Annotated in this window: 13 protein-coding genes; 7 read left to right on the top strand and 6 right to left on the bottom strand. The window is 64.4% G+C overall.

Annotation, left to right across the window (positions count from 1 at the left end; genetic code table 11):
- Positions 1-111: 111 nt before the first annotated feature.
- Together AArc1_RS08755 and AArc1_RS08750 are read left to right on the top strand one after the other, a co-directional pair.
- On the top strand, positions 112-978 hold the full coding sequence (locus AArc1_RS08755) for an SDR family oxidoreductase (protein ID WP_117364014.1): 867 nt from the start codon (positions 112-114) through the stop codon (positions 976-978).
- Positions 979-1,107: 129 nt separating this feature from the next.
- Positions 1,108-2,565 carry a DEAD/DEAH box helicase gene (locus tag AArc1_RS08750; RefSeq protein WP_117364013.1) on the top strand — a complete coding sequence of 486 codons (1,458 nt, stop codon included), beginning with the start codon at positions 1,108-1,110 and terminating at the stop codon, positions 2,563-2,565.
- A 138-nt stretch (positions 2,566-2,703) separates the two neighbouring features.
- Here the strand turns inward: AArc1_RS08750 and AArc1_RS08745 are convergent, their stop codons facing one another.
- Entirely contained in the window at positions 2,704-3,933 is a 1,230-nt protein-coding gene (locus AArc1_RS08745; RefSeq protein WP_117364012.1) for a methyl-accepting chemotaxis protein, read from the bottom strand.
- A gap of 304 nt (positions 3,934-4,237) precedes the next feature.
- Between AArc1_RS08745 and AArc1_RS08740 the strand changes: the two genes are divergently transcribed.
- Positions 4,238-5,830, top strand: a complete 1,593-nt coding sequence (locus AArc1_RS08740) for a DUF790 family protein (protein WP_117364010.1) — start codon at positions 4,238-4,240, stop codon at positions 5,828-5,830.
- Between the two features lie 23 nt (positions 5,831-5,853).
- On the opposite strand, the gene AArc1_RS08735 is transcribed toward AArc1_RS08740, so the two are convergent.
- From AArc1_RS08735 to AArc1_RS08720, 3 genes are all read right to left on the bottom strand, one after another.
- Complete coding sequence (locus AArc1_RS08735; protein WP_117364008.1) at positions 5,854-7,173, bottom strand: MATE family efflux transporter; 1,320 nt, start codon at positions 7,171-7,173, stop codon at positions 5,854-5,856.
- A gap of 680 nt (positions 7,174-7,853) precedes the next feature.
- Positions 7,854-8,435 carry a DUF7122 family protein gene (locus AArc1_RS08725; RefSeq protein WP_117364004.1) on the bottom strand — a complete coding sequence of 194 codons (582 nt, stop codon included), beginning with the start codon at positions 8,433-8,435 and terminating at the stop codon, positions 7,854-7,856.
- Entirely contained in the window at positions 8,432-9,343 is a 912-nt protein-coding gene (locus AArc1_RS08720) for an RsmB/NOP family class I SAM-dependent RNA methyltransferase (RefSeq protein WP_117364002.1), read from the bottom strand. Before AArc1_RS08720 ends, AArc1_RS08725 begins: the two co-directional genes overlap by 4 nt.
- A gap of 172 nt (positions 9,344-9,515) precedes the next feature.
- On the opposite strand from AArc1_RS08720, the gene AArc1_RS08715 reads away from it, so the two are divergent.
- The 4 genes from AArc1_RS08715 (at position 9,516) to AArc1_RS08700 (ending at position 12,427) form a co-directional block, all read left to right on the top strand.
- Positions 9,516-10,259, top strand: a complete 744-nt coding sequence (locus AArc1_RS08715; RefSeq protein ID WP_117364000.1) for a proteasome assembly chaperone family protein — start codon at positions 9,516-9,518, stop codon at positions 10,257-10,259.
- Positions 10,260-10,364: 105 nt separating this feature from the next.
- Positions 10,365-11,210 (top strand): aldo/keto reductase, encoded by an 846-nt coding sequence (locus AArc1_RS08710; RefSeq protein WP_117363999.1) that lies wholly within the window; start codon positions 10,365-10,367, stop codon positions 11,208-11,210.
- Between the two features lie 162 nt (positions 11,211-11,372).
- Positions 11,373-12,128 carry a hypothetical protein gene (locus AArc1_RS08705; RefSeq protein WP_117363997.1) on the top strand — a complete coding sequence of 252 codons (756 nt, stop codon included), beginning with the start codon at positions 11,373-11,375 and terminating at the stop codon, positions 12,126-12,128.
- 89 nt (positions 12,129-12,217) lie between these two features.
- The gene (locus AArc1_RS08700) at positions 12,218-12,427 is read left to right on the top strand and encodes a DUF7333 family protein (protein WP_117363996.1); all 210 of its coding nucleotides are present in this window, start codon (positions 12,218-12,220) and stop codon (positions 12,425-12,427) included.
- A gap of 39 nt (positions 12,428-12,466) precedes the next feature.
- On the opposite strand, the gene AArc1_RS08695 is transcribed toward AArc1_RS08700, so the two are convergent.
- Both AArc1_RS08695 and wecB read right to left on the bottom strand, forming a co-directional pair.
- A complete protein-coding gene (locus AArc1_RS08695; protein WP_117363994.1) occupies positions 12,467-13,438 on the bottom strand; it encodes a phosphoadenosine phosphosulfate reductase family protein in 972 nt (323 codons plus the stop codon).
- Between the two features lie 75 nt (positions 13,439-13,513).
- Entirely contained in the window at positions 13,514-14,623 is a 1,110-nt protein-coding gene (gene wecB / locus AArc1_RS08690) for a non-hydrolyzing UDP-N-acetylglucosamine 2-epimerase (RefSeq protein ID WP_117363993.1), read from the bottom strand.
- Between the last annotated feature and the right edge of the window lie 439 nt (positions 14,624-15,062).

Raw genomic sequence — 15,062 nt, 5'->3', positions numbered from 1 at the left:
AAAGGCCAGCGGTACTAAAAGGGTTGAGGTCGCCGACCGCAGGATAAATCGGTTCTACAGGAACTCCAGTTTCAACTGTTACTATGGTGGTGGCGCCGAAACCATCGTGTCATGTCTCTGGCGAAACCCGATCTGTCGGGAAGTACGGCGTTCATCACCGGGACGACACGCGGCATCGGCAAGGCGATCGCGCTCGCGCTCGCCGAGCAGGGCTGTAACGTCGTCTCGACAGGCAAGACGAGCGAAGAAGACGAGTACGGCGATGAACGGGACCTCGAGGGATCGATCGAACAGACTGCACGCGAAGTCGAAGACCGTGGCGCAGAGGCGCTCGCGATCAAGCTGAACGTTCGTGACGAAGAAAGCGTCACCGACGCCGCCGAGCAGGCGATCGACCGTTTCGGGGAGGTGAACATCGTCATCAACAACGCGAGTGCGATCCAGTTGCTCCCGACCGAGGACCTTCCACCGAACCGGTTCGACCTGTTGACCGACGTCAACGTCCGAGGGACCTACCTCACCTGCCGGGCGTTCGCCGACCACCTCAAAACCGTCGACGAGGACGCGTGGGTACTGACGAACGCCCCGCCGATCGAGATCGACCGCAGTCCCGGCAGCGGCCCGTATACCTGGTCGAAACTCGGCATGTCGTTCATTACGCTCTCGCTGGCCGAGGAACTCGGAAACCACGACGTCGGCTGTAACACCTTCTGGCCCGTGACCGCGATCGACACCCGCGCGACGCGTCACTTCGGGCTCGGAACCGAAGACGACTGGCGGACGACCGACATCGTCTCCGATACCGTCCTCGAGATCCTCAGTCGCGACCCTGCCGAGTTCACCGGCAACGCCATCTACGACGAAGAACTGCTCCGCGAGGCCGGACTCGAGGACTTCTCGGCGTACAACCTCACGCCTGGCGACCCCGGACCGATGTCGGCGCTGATCGCCGATCCGGACTACTCGCGACCCGAGTAGCGGTCGGTCGACTCGCGACTCGAGAACCCGCCGCTGACGAGAATCCACTTCCGATCGAAATCGGACTCGACGCTCCGGTCTGTCCCGCCGACCCAACCGTTTTTGCATGTCCGTTACCGATCACGGATCGTGACACGGTCTTCGGATCCCGGCTGCGCGTCGATCGAGCTCCGGTATGAGGACGGGACGGTCCGAATCGACGGGCTCGAGGTGGCGGCCGCCGACGCAGTCCGCGAGCGAGTGCCCGAACTCGCGGCCGACCACCGGACGGCGGGCCGACGTGTTCCGGCGTCTCGCTACGCCACGCTCCGGCGTGCGCTGCTCGAGGCCACGGACGTCGATCCGGCCTCACTCGAGGATCGGGTACTCGACTGCGACCGACTCCACGGGCTCGAGTCGACGTACGAACTTCGGTCCTACCAGGAGGCGGCGCTCTCGGCGTGGCTCGAGGCTGATCGGTGGGCCAACGCGTCGGTGTCCACGCCGGAGTGTGGCGTCGATCGTGCGCCCGCGGGCGTTCTCGAGTTGCCGACCGGCAGCGGCAAGACCGTCGTCGCGCTGAAAGCGATCGAGGACCTCGGCGTGTCGACGCTCGTCATCGTGCCGACCATCGACCTGCTCGAGCAGTGGCACCGCGAACTCGAGACGGAGTTCGACCGCGAGATCGGCCGGTTTGGCGGCGGGGAACAGCGACTCGAGTCGATCACGGTGTCGACGTACGATTCGGCGTATCTCAAAGCCGACACGGTCGGCGACCGGTTTGGCCTCGTCGTCTTCGACGAGGTTCATCACCTCGGCGGCGAGGGCTACCGCGAGATCGGACGCCTGCTCGCCGCGCCTGCCCGACTCGGGCTGACGGCGACGTTCGAACGTCCCGACGGGGCCCACGAGGTAATCGAGGGACTGGTGGGGCCGGTCGTCCACCGAATCAGCGCCGACGAATTGGCTGGCGATCACCTCGCACCGTACGACGTCAAACGACTCGAGGTGTCTCTCACCCCCGACGAGCGCGAGGCGTACGACCGCCATCAGGGTGTCTTCGCGGACTACCTCGCCCGATCGAACATCCAGATGCGAAGCGGATCGGATTACCAGGAACTCGTCAAACGTTCCGGCAGCGACCCCAGAGCCCGCGAAGCACTCCTCGCACGCCAGCGCGCTCGCACGATCGTCTATGGAAGTACGGCCAAAATCGAGGCGCTCGAGGGAATTCTCGAGGCCCACCGCGGCGAGCGCACGATCGTCTTTACGGCCCATAACGACCTCGCGTACGACGTCAGCGAGCGGTTTCTGATCCCGACGATAACACACCAGACGGGGGCCGCGGAGCGACGCGAGATCTTAGACCGGTTTCGCGAGGGGACCTACACCCGGATCGCGACGTCGAACGTGCTCGACGAAGGCGTCGACGTCCCTGACGCCTCGGTCGCGGTCGTGCTCTCTGGTAGCGCCAGCGAACGCGAGTTCGTCCAGCGACTCGGACGCATCCTCCGGCCGACCGCGGACGCGACCCGAGCGATTCTCTATGAGGTCGTCGCTGCCGACACGAGCGAAGAACGGGTTGCAGATCGTCGCCGGAATCGATAACGGTCCCTTCAGTACCGGGATCGATCTCGAGGCGACGCTCGGCGGCGGTATCACCGTCGCCGAGTTCCATCGATCGAGCAGACAGCATGGGTCCAATACCGGCCGGGCGAGTGCCGTTTCCGCTGCTCCCGATCCGTCTCAATCGTCAGCGCCTGGCGTTGCCGTCATCTCCTCGTCACTGAACAGGACCTGCGCTCCCGACTCGTCGGTGTCCCAGATGTACCCCTCGAACGCCTCGAGTTCGCCCTGGGCGTCGTAAATCGCGCGACCGCGCTCTCTGACGCGTTTGACCTCTCCGTGTCGCGTGACGATTCGGTATTTGATGTCGTAGTCGGTTCCACCCCGTTCGGTGATCGCCTGGATCGCGTCCCAGACGGGTCCCTGATCGTCCTCGTGGATAACGTCTTCACCGAGGACGACCTCCCCGTCGACGAGCTGTTTGGCGGTGTATCCGGCGAGCTCTTCGATCCCGTCCGTCGCGAACACCACTGGCCAGCCGTCCTCGTTCAGCGTTCGGTAGCCAAGACCGGGAAACCCGTGTAAGAAGCCGCTTGCGTGTTCGACCACCGCGCTGTGTTTGTCCACGAGCGTGGCCGCATCGGACATGGTCTCGCGGATCTCGTCGGACTCCGCACCGAGGTCATCGATCCGGGCTGCGAACTCCTCGATCGAGCCCGCCTGCACGTCGTTCGCGTCGGCGATTTCGCTTGCCCCGTCTACGACTTCTTCGACCCTCGAGACGGCCTCGTCGATAGCCTCGAGCGTCGTTTCGATGTTCTCAGCCGTCTCGAGGACGGAGTCGTGCGTTCGTTCGGCGGCTTCGACGCCCGTCTCGGTTTCCTCGGCGAGCGACTCGATCAGCGATCTGATTTCGTCGGCGTTTTCACCGGTTTCCTCGGCGAGCGATTTCACCTCGTTCGCGACGACGGCGAATCCAGCACCCTCATCGCCCGCGTGTGCGGCCTCGATATTGGCGTTGAGCGCGAGCAGGTTCGTCTGATCGGCGATGTCGGCGATCAGTTCGGTCACCGTTCCGATCTCCGCCATCTGTTCGCTTACCCGTTCGATGGCGTCGACGAGATCGGCAACTTCGTCGACGGTTTCCTGTGTCTGTTCGCTGGCAGTTCGACCCGCCTCCTGTCCCAACGCCGCCGTCTCCGATGCGTCTTCGACCAGGTCGACGATCTCCGTCGCACTCGAGGCGATCTCCTCCATCGTCGCACTGACGTCGTTGACTTCCTTGGAGAGAGTCGAGATGTACTCCGCCTGCGTCCGACTCGCCTCGGTCGTCTCTTCGATCTGTTCGCGAAACCGCTCGGTCTGCTCGACGAGCTGGTTTAGTTCGTTCGCGGCGTCGCCCGATCCCATGGCCAATTGATTTTACCAGCCAAAGATAACACTTTGGGCAGATATGCGACTGTCGCGGTCACAGACGGCTGTAAATACTATCGGAAATTGTCAGTCACAATTTAGTATCGAACGGGATGGCTGACTCAGGGACCGTCCACGTCGACCGCACGAACCGAGGTCCGAACGGAGACGTCGTTGTCGGAGATGGCGACACATCTCGGTCGCTCGGCCATAACTCGAACCGGAAGACGGCCCCGGCGTCGAACCGAGCCGTGGTGGCGTCCGGATTACTTTTGGTGTCGTCACGCACACGAGAGGCTAGATGCTGACGAAGGACCTGTGTCGCGTTTCGCGGGCTGGCGGCGGGTATCACCCGCAGTTCACCACCCGTGAGCACCGCCCGCTGGCCGCCAGAGTCATCGGCACTTACCAGGGCCACGTCGGCGAACAACGGGGCGACCTCGAGGACGCCCTGGCGGAACTCGAGGCCGAGGCCGATCACTTCAAGCTCGTCCGGGGGTTCGCTGCGCTGCTCGAGCGCGATGCCACGTTCGAGACCGACGCCGCGCTCGACCCTGAACGTGCGCGCCGGGCCGTCTTCGAGGCTGGCGAAGCAGTCGGCGTCGTCGACGAAGGCGAGCGGGCGATGGCGTACGTCCGCGCAGGCGAGTCGCTCTCGGTCTCCGCGGACGACCTCGAGCGGGCGCTGTACGCCGACTTAGCGGAGCGGCAGGTCCTCACGGCGGTCGACTCGCGCTGGGGCCCCGATGACTTACTCGCCCAGTACAACCTCTCGCTCGCCCAGACGGCGCTGTTCGACGCGACCGAGGTACGGGTCCGCTCGAGCGACCCGAAAGCGCTCGTTTCGGCGGTCAAACGCCTGCGACTGATGTACGAGATTCGTCGACCGGGGGACGACGCGGACGACGACGGTCGTACCTCGCTTGCCAGCGAGCGCGAGGTCGTCGTCACCGGCCCAACACACCTCTTTCGCTCGAGTCGACGATACGGCACCAGATTCGCCCGCCTCCTGCGGACGGTCGCGACGGCGGATGCCTGGTACCTCGAGGCGACGATCGACGACCGAGGCACCGAGCGAACGCTCACGCTCTCTCACGAGGACCCGGTTTCGGTTCCCGACGCCGCCCCCGTCGCGGACGTCGAGTTCGACAGTGGCGTCGAGGCCGACTTCGCCGCTCGGTTCGAGAACCTGGACCTCGAGTGGACGCTCGTTCGCGAACCCGAACCGCTGGCGACGGGGACGCGGGTGATGATCCCCGACTTCGCGTTCGTCTACGACCACGGGGTCCCCGGCGCTGACGGCGACCCCGGAGCAGGTGACAGGGCGCGCGACCGTGTGTTTCGAGTCTACTTCGAGATCATGGGCTTCTGGACGCCCGAGTACGTCGAGAAGAAACTCGCCCAGTTGGCCGATCTCGAGGACGTCGACATGCTGGTTGCCGTCGACGACTCACTCGGCGTCGGCGAGGAGATCGCCGCCCGCGACCACCGGGCGATCCCCTACTCGGGGTCGGTTCGGCTCAAAGACGTCGCGGGCGTCCTCCGGGAGTACGAACGTCAGTTGGTCGCCGACGCCGCCGCCTCGCTGCCCGACGGGCTCCGTCCCGACGAGGACGTGATTTCGCTCGAGGCCCTCGCGGATCGCCACGGCGTGAGCCCGGAGGCCCTCACCGACAAGACCTTCCCCGATCACGAGCGCGTGGGACGGACACTGATTCGCCCGTCGGTGCTCGACTCACTCGACGACGACCTCGAGGCCGGAACCTCCCTCTCGGACGCCGAGGAGACGTTCGAGACGTACGGGATCGACGACTCGAGTGCGATTCTCGCGGAACTGGGCTATCGCGTCGAGTGGGAGGGACTGACCGGCGGGACGGTCGTCGAACGGGACTAACGTCACAGGCGGGCGGTCGGCCGTCAGTCCTCACCGTCTCCGAGCTGGCTGCCCCGCTCGTGCATCATCGCCATCCCGCGCTCGAGCCAGCCCTTCTGCAGGTAGACCGCACCGACGACGACGTTGCGCCAGGCGAAGTCGGCGACGATAGCGACGTAGGCGGCGACGACGCCGTACTCGAGTGAGACGCCGAAGACGTAGGTGATACCGAGTAAGAAGACGACGGCACCACTTACCTTGGCGACGAACGGCGGGCGCGTCTCGCTGCCGCCGCGTAAGGCCCCCGCGAGGACGACGTACAGCGCGATGAGGACCGTCGCGATGGCGTAGGCGCGAGCGAAGCCGACAGCGTACTCGATCGTCTCCGGGTCGCGGGTGAACAGCATGACGACCCACTCGGCGGCAAGGAAGATACCGACGCCGAGGCTGCCGACCGTGAGGGTGGCCATCGCGGCGGCCGCGAGGCCGTCGAAGTAGGCCTCGCCGGGCTGTCCGCGGCCGAGAGCCTGGCCGGAGATGATGTTCGCAGCGGTGCCGTATCCCCTCGAGAGAGGCGAAGATAGTTGTTGATACACCCGGCGGCCGATGTGGTAGGCTGCGTTGACCTCGGTGCCGAACGCGAGCAAGATGGCGTTGAACGGGAACTCGGCGATCAGTTCGGTGACACCTTCGGCGACTCGCGGCGCGCTGATGACGATCAGCTGTTTGACGATCACGAACCGGGTCGGACGGACCAACGAGAGTTCGCTTCTCGGGCTGTGGATGACGACGAGAAACGTCACGGCAGCGAGGGTGTCACCGATAGCGGTCGCGACGGCGATGCCGACGATCGACAGTTCTGGAACCGGCCCGAGGCCGAACGCCAGCGAGACCGTCAGCCCGATGTTGATGGCGTTCGCCACTGCGTTGATGTACATCGGAGTGCGCGTATCGCCCGTCCCCTGGATCGAGCGAGCGGCAATCATCGTGACGTGATACGCCGGTGCCGTCAGGAGGATAATCGCCAGGTAGAGCCCACCGAGTCGGACCGTCTCCGCTTCAGCACCGAGGACCTCGATCGCCCAGAAACTCCCGACGAGGCCGAACAGCGCGAACGGGATACCGGCCAGGATACCGAGCAAGAGCGCGCTCGAGACGGCTTCGTTTCGGTTCGCGACGTCGCCGCTGCCGGTGTCCTGACTCGAGAGGGCGATTGCGCCGTCGCCGACGCCGAGACCGAGCCACAGTGGAAGCCGACCGTAGATGTCCGCAAGCCCAACCGCAGCGACGGCAGCGGGCGAGAAGAAACCTGCAACGATCAGGTCCGTCGTCCGCATCAGTGTCCGCAACACCTGTTCGGCCATCACCGGCCAGGAGAGGTCGAACACCCGCCGCCAGACCACGAGAACGCGGGCACTGAGCGACGGCTCGGCGACGGGAGACACGGGTGGCTCTTGTCTCAGCGCCCTCTTGTACCTTCAGAAAGCGGTGGTTCGGACGACCGACCGGACAGGCACGAGCGAGTCCAACTGTTTTTACACCACTGTTCGTCTTCGGTTATCCGGCGCGAACATCGACCGAACTAGCTGATATTCTCGAAAAGCTGTAACGCGCTTTATGTTCTTCAGTGAACTACCCCTCCCGATGAGTTCTGGAAAGAGGGAGAGAAAATTGATCGCCTCGTGTGTGTCGTGTGGGTCGGTTTTCGCTTCGAGAAAGACCGCAGACGGAACGATTCTCCCTATCGGACGTCCGCAAGGGTGTCAGTGCGGATCGGATGAATTCGAACCAGTAGCAGACGACGGTGCCCGGACGTCGGCCGAACATTCCGACTGATCGCGATTAGGAGCCGTCACCCCCACCAGAAACGTGAAGAACCGGCAGTGCGTGTCGGTGTCGAGCCGAGCGTTCGTCGACGTAGCCAGCCGATCACCTGCTGACCGGAGCACCGATTTGCAGCCTCATACGATCTACTGGACGTCGGTACCGCCTCAACCGCGACCCGGACGGCGGTTGCGTTAGAACCCTGTCACGGCAGTCCGTCTCAAAGGTCGCGCTGTCGTCCCTTCGGCACCATCGAACGCAGTTCGCCGTGGACGTAGAGGCCGACTCCGAGCGCCTCGAGTTGCCCTCGCTCGACGCCTTCCTCTTGCGGGCTTCGCTCCGCGTTCTCGCCGTCTCGCACTGCTCGGCCCTCCGGCCCGACCCCAACCTCGTGGGCGGCGATGAGATATCCCCAGTCGCCGTCCCACCACTCGAGCGCCTGGTCTTCACCCGCCGCGAACGCTCGTGCGTGCTCGCGCTCGAGTTCGATCACGCAGTCGGTGGCGTGGTGGCCAAAGCGCTGAACGAAATCCGTCGTCGGCTTCCAGTGTTCCTGTCGTGTGCGGAGACAGGTCATCCCGATCGCTTCGATCTCGATCGGCGTCGGTGCCTCGCCCGCGTAGATCCAGATCTTGCCGGCGCCTTTCTCCCAGAACGTGTAGTCCGCGAACGTCTCCGATGGGATGCCAAAGCGGTCCTCGAAGTAGTCGATCACCTCCGCACGGCTGGCTCGACCTTCGACGGATCGCTCCGCGTTCGTCTCGGGGAGTCGGTCGAATCGCTGTCCGTCGTTGTCGCTCATTCGGCGGTCACCTCCAGTTTCGCGACGAAGAAGCCGCCGGTGTCGTTCTGATGTGGGTAGATCCGGATCGCCTGCTCGAGTGAGTCGTCGAACCGCCGGTCGTCCCACTCGGTGAGACCAGGCGAGTGCTCGAGGCCGACGTCGAACTCGACGACGCGACAGTTCTCTTCGTCGAGTGCATGCTGGACGACGGCCTCGTTCTCCTCGGGGGCGAACGTACACGTCGAGTAGACGATATGGCCGCCCTCGCGGGTGGTCTGAATCGCTCGACGGAGGATCCCCTTTTGAATGCCCGAGACGCTGTCGACGTACCCTTCGGACCAATCGTCGAGTGCGTCGGGGTTCTTCCGAATCGTTCCCTCACAGGAACAGGGGGCGTCGACGAGGGCTCGATCGAAGGCGTCGAACGAGAACGGTTTCATCGAGTAGTTTCGGGCGTCCGCGTTGGTCACGGCGAGACTCGTCGCGCCGAGGCGTTCGGCGTTGAACCGCAGCGCCGAGATGCGTCCGAGGTTGCTGTCGTTCGCGACGACGGTGCCGCGGTCGTCCATCAGCGCCGCGAGCTGGGTCGCCTTTCCGCCCGGTGCGGCACAGGCGTCCCAGACGCGCTCGCCCGGTTGGGGATCGAGTACGACCGGCGGCACCGCCGACACCTCCTCCTGGCCGTGAGTCATGCCGTGAAAGGACGTCCACGTCGATCCCGGCGAGTCGGTCTCGAGACGCAGGACACGCGGGTTCCAGTCGGCCTGCTCGTAAGCGACGCCCTCGCTGTCGAGCACCTCGAGCGTCCGCTCGACCGAGGCCGCGATGGTGTTGATCCGCACAGCGTTGCCGAGCGGTCTCCTGCAGGCCTCGAGAAACGCCTCGAAGTCGTCGATGATCGGTCGATACCGCCCGAGTGGCTCCATTGCAGGCGGCTTCGCACGCCCCGCGTTTGTGGGTTTCGAAGCGCCAGCCGCGGGGCACGTCACGAGTTCAGCTTGGACCACCGCCACAGCAGGGTCGCGGACGAAGGGGCCGCTGCGCTGACCACGAATTCACTGCCACCGTGTTTATACGATCGCCGCGCCAAACTCACTCATGGCCGAACTCCGTCTTCACGGACCCGAGATAACGCTCGAGTCACCGTGGCTGATCGAGGGATTTCCGGGCGTCGGACTCGTCGGAAAGATCGCGACGGACCACCTCATCGAGCACCTCGAGATGCGCTACTACGCGAGCGTCCACTGTGAGGGACTCCCGATGGTCGGCGTCTATCGGGGCGACGACCGGACCGTCCGACCGCCAGTTCGACTCTACGTCAGCGAAGCACACGACCTGCTCGCGCTCCAGTGTGATACGCCGGTCGCCGCCAACGCTGTCGAGACCGTCGCGGCCTGTCTCACGAGCTGGATCGTCGACCAGAACGCGACGCCCATCTACCTGAGCGGGCTTCCGACGGAGCGCGACGAGAGCCGCCCGGAACTCTACGGGATCGCGACCGGCGAGGCGGGTGAAATCCTCACAACCCACGACGTCCCGCTCCCGCCCGAAGACGGGCTCGTTACCGGACCGACCGGCGCGCTGCTCAACCGTGCGGCGCAGGCCGGCCACGACAGCATCGGGCTAGTCATCCAGTGTGACCCGCAGTTTCCCGACCCCGAGGCAGCCAGCGTCCTGATCGACGACGCAATCGCCCCGCTCACGGACCTCGAGGTCGACGTCCAGGACCTCCTCGAGCGGGCCGAAGAGATCCGCGACCAGCGCGAACGTCTCGCCCAGCAGATGCAACAGGTTGGACAGGACGAGAGCAGCCAAGCCAAGCCACTGCGGATGTATCAGTAACGACAAGACACTGGAAGCGCCGACGCTCGAACGGTCGTCCGTCGAAAGCCCATCGGCCTGGCCGCTTTCCAAACTCACTTTCCCGGCGTCGACTATCGGTCGTGTATGGGAGCTGACGATCCAGACACACTCGAGCCAACAGCGTGTCCGACCGCAGGCGACATCCCGATGCTCGGACTCGGCACGTGGGAGAACACCGACGCCGACCAGTGTGCCGAAAGCATCCGGACGGCCCTCGAGACGGGCTACCGGCACATCGATACCGCACAGGCGTACGACAACGAGGCGGCCGTCGGCGACGGGATCGCCGCAGCTGACGTCGATCGCGAGGAGGTCTTTCTCGCGACCAAGGTCTGGCTCTCGAACCTCGCGCCCGATGACGTCCTCGAGACGACCCGCGAGAGCCTCGACCGACTTGGTGTCGACGCCGTCGACCTGTTGTACGTCCACTGGCCGGCCAAAACGTACGACACGGAAGAGACACTCGCGGCGTTCTCGGACCTGTACGACGAGGGGCTGATCGAGAACGTCGGCGTGAGCAATTTTCTCCCCGAGCAACTCGAGGCGGCCGTCGAGGTCTGTGACGCTCCGATCGTTGCCAACCAGGTCGAACTCCACCCATTGCTTCCCCAGCCAGAGCTGCGCGAGGCGTGTGAGGTACACGACGTCGAGGTCGTGGCCTACTCGCCGCTGGCTCGCGGCGGCGTCTTCGACCACCCCACGATTCAAGAGATTGCGGCCAAACACGACGTCAGCGAGGCCCAGGTCAGCCTGGCCTGGCTCCGCGAAAACGACGTCGTCGCCATTCCGAAGGCGACCGGCGTCGACCACATTCGTGACAACTGGGCGTCACTGTCGCTCGAGCTCGATCCTGAGGACGTCGCGGCTATCGAGGCCATCGACGATCGCGAGCGGACCGTCGACCCCGACTTCGGTCCCTGGAACCAGTAGGGCTCGCTAGCTATCGGTTTCCCGGCGGGTGTTGGCGTGGCAGAAATCGGGCCACTGCACGAAGACTGTCTGGAAGGCGTCCCTCGAGTGTCCGCCGACGTACCTGTTCTCGAGCGAGAAAGAGAGGGAAAGCTTACGGTACGTGAGCTTTTTGGCTCGCGTATGTCTACCCGCTCTCGAAGAGCCAGCCGAGGAGGCATCGTCGGTGCGGTCCAGACCGACCTGGAGCGGTTACACGGGGCGTGGATGGAAATCGTCTTTCCCCGCCAGCGTGGCCGCGGTCACTCCGTTATGGGCAAGTGGAAGCCGGAGACGCTTCCACAGAAAGTCGCCTACTACGCCTGGAGTCTCTTCGGAACGCTCGGACTGCTCGTCCTGTATCCGCTGACCGTCGTCGGCTTCGCTACCCGCTACTACGCGGTGAAACTCGACTCGACCCGGACCCGGTTCGGCATCGTCGGCGTGACCGCACTGGCCGTTCTCGTCTGGGGTGCACTGACCGTCAGCGCGTACATTAGCCTCCCGTTCGACGCCTTCCTCGCGATCGCTGCAGCCAGTCTCGTCGCCGTCATCTCGACGACACTGGCAGCAATTTTCTCGAAGTTCGGCGGCCGTGTGACGTCGGTCCTGCTCGCTTACCCGTTCGCGATGACGGCGATCTTTCTGCCACCGGTCGTCGCAGCGCTCGTAACGCCGTCGCTCGAGCCCCACGTCCTCGATCCGAGCTACGATTTCGCCGTCTGGATCCTCGACAACGTGTTGTTCGTCGGCGGCGTCAACGAGTGGCTCCGGGGTAACTTCCAGCTCGAGGGGGCAGCCTACGCCGGCATGTGGGTCGGCCTCTCGTTCCCGCTGGGCTGGTTCCTGGGCATCCTCGTGGCGCTTGCGAACCTGGTTCGGCCCTCGGAAGAAGCGTAACTTGCGGCCAGCGGTGGTCGATGTCTCGAAACCCGTGAACGACTGCCGGTTCCGGGGTACTTAGTTGCCGTCACTGCTAACGGCCAGCCATGGGACTCGACGTACCGAAGACGATTGGCGCGTTCGTACTGGTGCTCGCTGTCGGTATCGGCTCGCTGTATCTCCTGCCGGCAATGACGCCGATGGCACCGATGACCACACAGACGATCATGATGATGGTGCTCCCGTCGATGGCGATCTTCGGTGCCATCATGCTCGCGATCGGCGTCAAACACGGTGAGCACCGCGCGACGAACTGAGCGAGATCCGTTTTTCGCCCTGCACTCGAAACCGACGACCTACATGTAGCCGAGATCGCGCAACCGCTCCATCAGGTCTTCTTTGTCCTGGGCGCGGCCGGCGCGTTCGGTCGTCCCCTCGAGGTCCTGCAGCCAGGCGGGGTCGTCCTCGGTTTTTTCGGTGCTGATCTCGCTGCCGAGCGATCGAAAGCCCTCCCAATATTTCGGCGACACGGGGGTATCCTCGGGCTCGAGGTCGTTCGGCAGGTCGGCTTTGCTCTCGGGGACGTAGCCCTCGTCCGGGAACTCGGGGACGGTGTCGGGGACGACAAAATCCCAGAACGCCTCCCAGACGGCCGCCTCGTCGAACTGGAGGATGGGCTGGACGCGGTCGTGAGGCGGGTAGATGTCGGGGTCGTGTCGCGGCGAGAAGAAGGTCTCGTCGGCACGGGCGTCCTGTTCGTCCCAGCGAACGCCCGAGACGATCCCGTCGATCTCGTACGCTTCGATGGCGTCGTTGAGCGCGACCGTCTTCAACAGGTGGTTCCCGACGTAGGTGTCGAGCAGGAAGGGAAACGTCTCCTCGTCGTACTCGAGGATGTTCTCGACGTGGTGACGGTTGTGCTCGTCGAGTTCCTCGATCGGAACCTCGTCGCCCGGCTCGAGGCCGTGTTCGTCGACGTACGCGCCCACGTCCTCGTTGCGGGCGTAGATCACCTCGAGATCCCACTCGTCGGCCCACTCCTCGACGAAGTCGTGGATCTGGTCGAAGTGCTGGAAGTGATCGATGAACACCGTCGGCGGCACCTCGAGGTCGTAGCGCTCGGCGACTTCGATGACGAAGTAGAGGACGAGCGTCGAGTCCTTTCCGCCGGTCCACATCACCGCCGGGTTTTCGTACTGCTCGAGTCCCTGTCGGGTGACCTCGATCGCTTTCTCGATCTTGTCGTGGATGTGTGGGTACTCTGCGGGAGATTCGCCGGTGCCGTCTTCGTAGTCGACGTCGACGTAGTCGGGGAAGTTCGTGGGCATATCCTGTAATTAGATATAATTACCACGGTAAAACGCTTTGGGGGACCGGAAACCTCTGACGGAACTCGGTGGCGATCAGTCGAGCGACGCCGTCTCCACTGCGGGTGCCGCCTCGTCGGTCTGCAGGTGGTCCTCGAGCAGCCGGACGATGCGCTGGCCCGCGGTTCCGTCGCCGTACGGATGGGGATTCGACTCCGGTTTCCAGTTCTCACGCAGTTCCTCGCGGATGCGCGATCGGTTCGGGCCGACCAGTCGGTTCCAGCCGCACTCGACCGTTTCGACCCACTCGGTCTCCGCTCTGAGCGTCAGACACCGGGTCCCGAGGAAAAAGGCCTCCTTCTGGACGCCTCCCGAGTCGGTCGCGACCCGTTCGGCTCCGTCCAGCAACCGGACGAAATCGAGGTATCCCTGGGGATCGATTACCTCGAGGTGCTCGGTTGCACGGTCCCAGAGCCCGTACTCTCTGAGACATCCGACCGTCCGCGGATGGGCGGGAAAGATTACCGGACGGGGAGCGTCGGCGAGCCCGTCGACGATGGCAGCGAGGTTCGACCGATCGTCGGTGTTGCTCGCCCGGTGAACCGTCGCGAGGACGTACTCTCCCGGTTCGACGCCGAGTTCGTCGAGGATCGTCGATTGGCGCTGGGACCGATCCCTAGCCTCGAGGATGGCGTCGTACATCACGTCGCCGGTGCAGTAGACACCGTCGGTGACACCCTCGGAAGCGAGGTTCACCATGGCCTCTTCGCTCGGGGCGAAACAGAGATCGGCGGCGTGGTCGGTCAGGATTCGATTGATCTCTTCGGGCATCGACCGGTTGTCACTTCGGAGTCCGGCTTCGACGTGGGCGACGACGAGGTCCCGTTTCGAACCGACAATGGCACCGGCCAGCGTCGAGTTGGTGTCGCCGTAGAGGAGGAGTGCGTCGGGGTCTTCCGCCTCGACGATCGGCTCGAGTCTATCGATCATCGCTGCGGTCTGGCGGCCGTGTGTATCCGACTCGACGCCGAGGTTGTACTCCGGTTCCGGAATGTCGAGTTCCTCGAAGAAGACGTCCGAGAGCTCCTCGTCGTAGTGTTGGCCCGTGTGGACCAGCACTTCCTCGCCCACGTCACGGAGCTTTCTCGAGACGATAGCGGCCTTGACGAACTGGGGTCGTGCGCCAACGATCGAACAGATGCGCATCACCGACCACCCGTCACGTCCGCCTCGAGTCGCTCGCCGTGCCCGTCGTCGACGAGTATCGCAGGAATCGATGTGGGTCCTCGACGACAGCGCCTGTCGCTCGCGTTCCACGGTCGCTTCACGGTATGCAAGCCGGCCGGTGGGGCGAAGCCGGGTGCAGGGACGTGGGTAGTGGACGTGGAGGACGGATGGACGGGTGACGTCGAGTTACTGAAGGGACGCTGCACGCACGATCACCTCGTGAAACATGGCAGTCAGTCCTTCTAGAAGATACCATTTCGTTATCAGTCGGCTACCCGCTCGAAGCGAGCGGCTGTCCGACCGATCCGGGAACCGACGTCGACAGCCGGCCCGGTAGCGGTCGAACGCGCCGGATTGGTCGTCCGGGTCGCCCGAGGGGAAACCAGCCACTACCACGATCCGACGGCGGAGCGTCCGG

It is taken from the genome of Natrarchaeobaculum sulfurireducens (genome assembly GCF_003430825.1).
Taxonomy (GTDB): Archaea; Halobacteriota; Halobacteria; order Halobacteriales; family Natrialbaceae; genus Natrarchaeobaculum; species Natrarchaeobaculum sulfurireducens.
The sequence above is the reverse complement of the archived record's forward strand: the minus strand, read 5'-3'. Positions and strand labels throughout refer to the sequence as shown.

Coding starts and splice junctions, on each gene's coding strand:
- AArc1_RS08755 (WP_117364014.1), top strand. CDS start 112: ATGTCTCTGGCGAAACCCGATCTGTCGGGAAGTACGGCGTTCATCACC.
- AArc1_RS08745 (WP_117364012.1), bottom strand. CDS start 3,933: ATGGGATCGGGCGACGCCGCGAACGAACTAAACCAGCTCGTCGAGCAG.
- AArc1_RS08740 (WP_117364010.1), top strand. CDS start 4,238: ATGCTGACGAAGGACCTGTGTCGCGTTTCGCGGGCTGGCGGCGGGTAT.
- AArc1_RS08735 (WP_117364008.1), bottom strand. CDS start 7,173: ATGGCCGAACAGGTGTTGCGGACACTGATGCGGACGACGGACCTGATC.
- AArc1_RS08725 (WP_117364004.1), bottom strand. CDS start 8,435: ATGAGCGACAACGACGGACAGCGATTCGACCGACTCCCCGAGACGAAC.
- AArc1_RS08720 (WP_117364002.1), bottom strand. CDS start 9,343: ATGGAGCCACTCGGGCGGTATCGACCGATCATCGACGACTTCGAGGCG.
- AArc1_RS08715 (WP_117364000.1), top strand. CDS start 9,516: ATGGCCGAACTCCGTCTTCACGGACCCGAGATAACGCTCGAGTCACCG.
- AArc1_RS08710 (WP_117363999.1), top strand. CDS start 10,365: ATGGGAGCTGACGATCCAGACACACTCGAGCCAACAGCGTGTCCGACC.
- AArc1_RS08705 (WP_117363997.1), top strand. CDS start 11,373: ATGTCTACCCGCTCTCGAAGAGCCAGCCGAGGAGGCATCGTCGGTGCG.
- AArc1_RS08700 (WP_117363996.1), top strand. CDS start 12,218: ATGGGACTCGACGTACCGAAGACGATTGGCGCGTTCGTACTGGTGCTC.
- AArc1_RS08695 (WP_117363994.1), bottom strand. CDS start 13,438: ATGCCCACGAACTTCCCCGACTACGTCGACGTCGACTACGAAGACGGC.
- wecB (WP_117363993.1), bottom strand. CDS start 14,623: ATGCGCATCTGTTCGATCGTTGGCGCACGACCCCAGTTCGTCAAGGCC.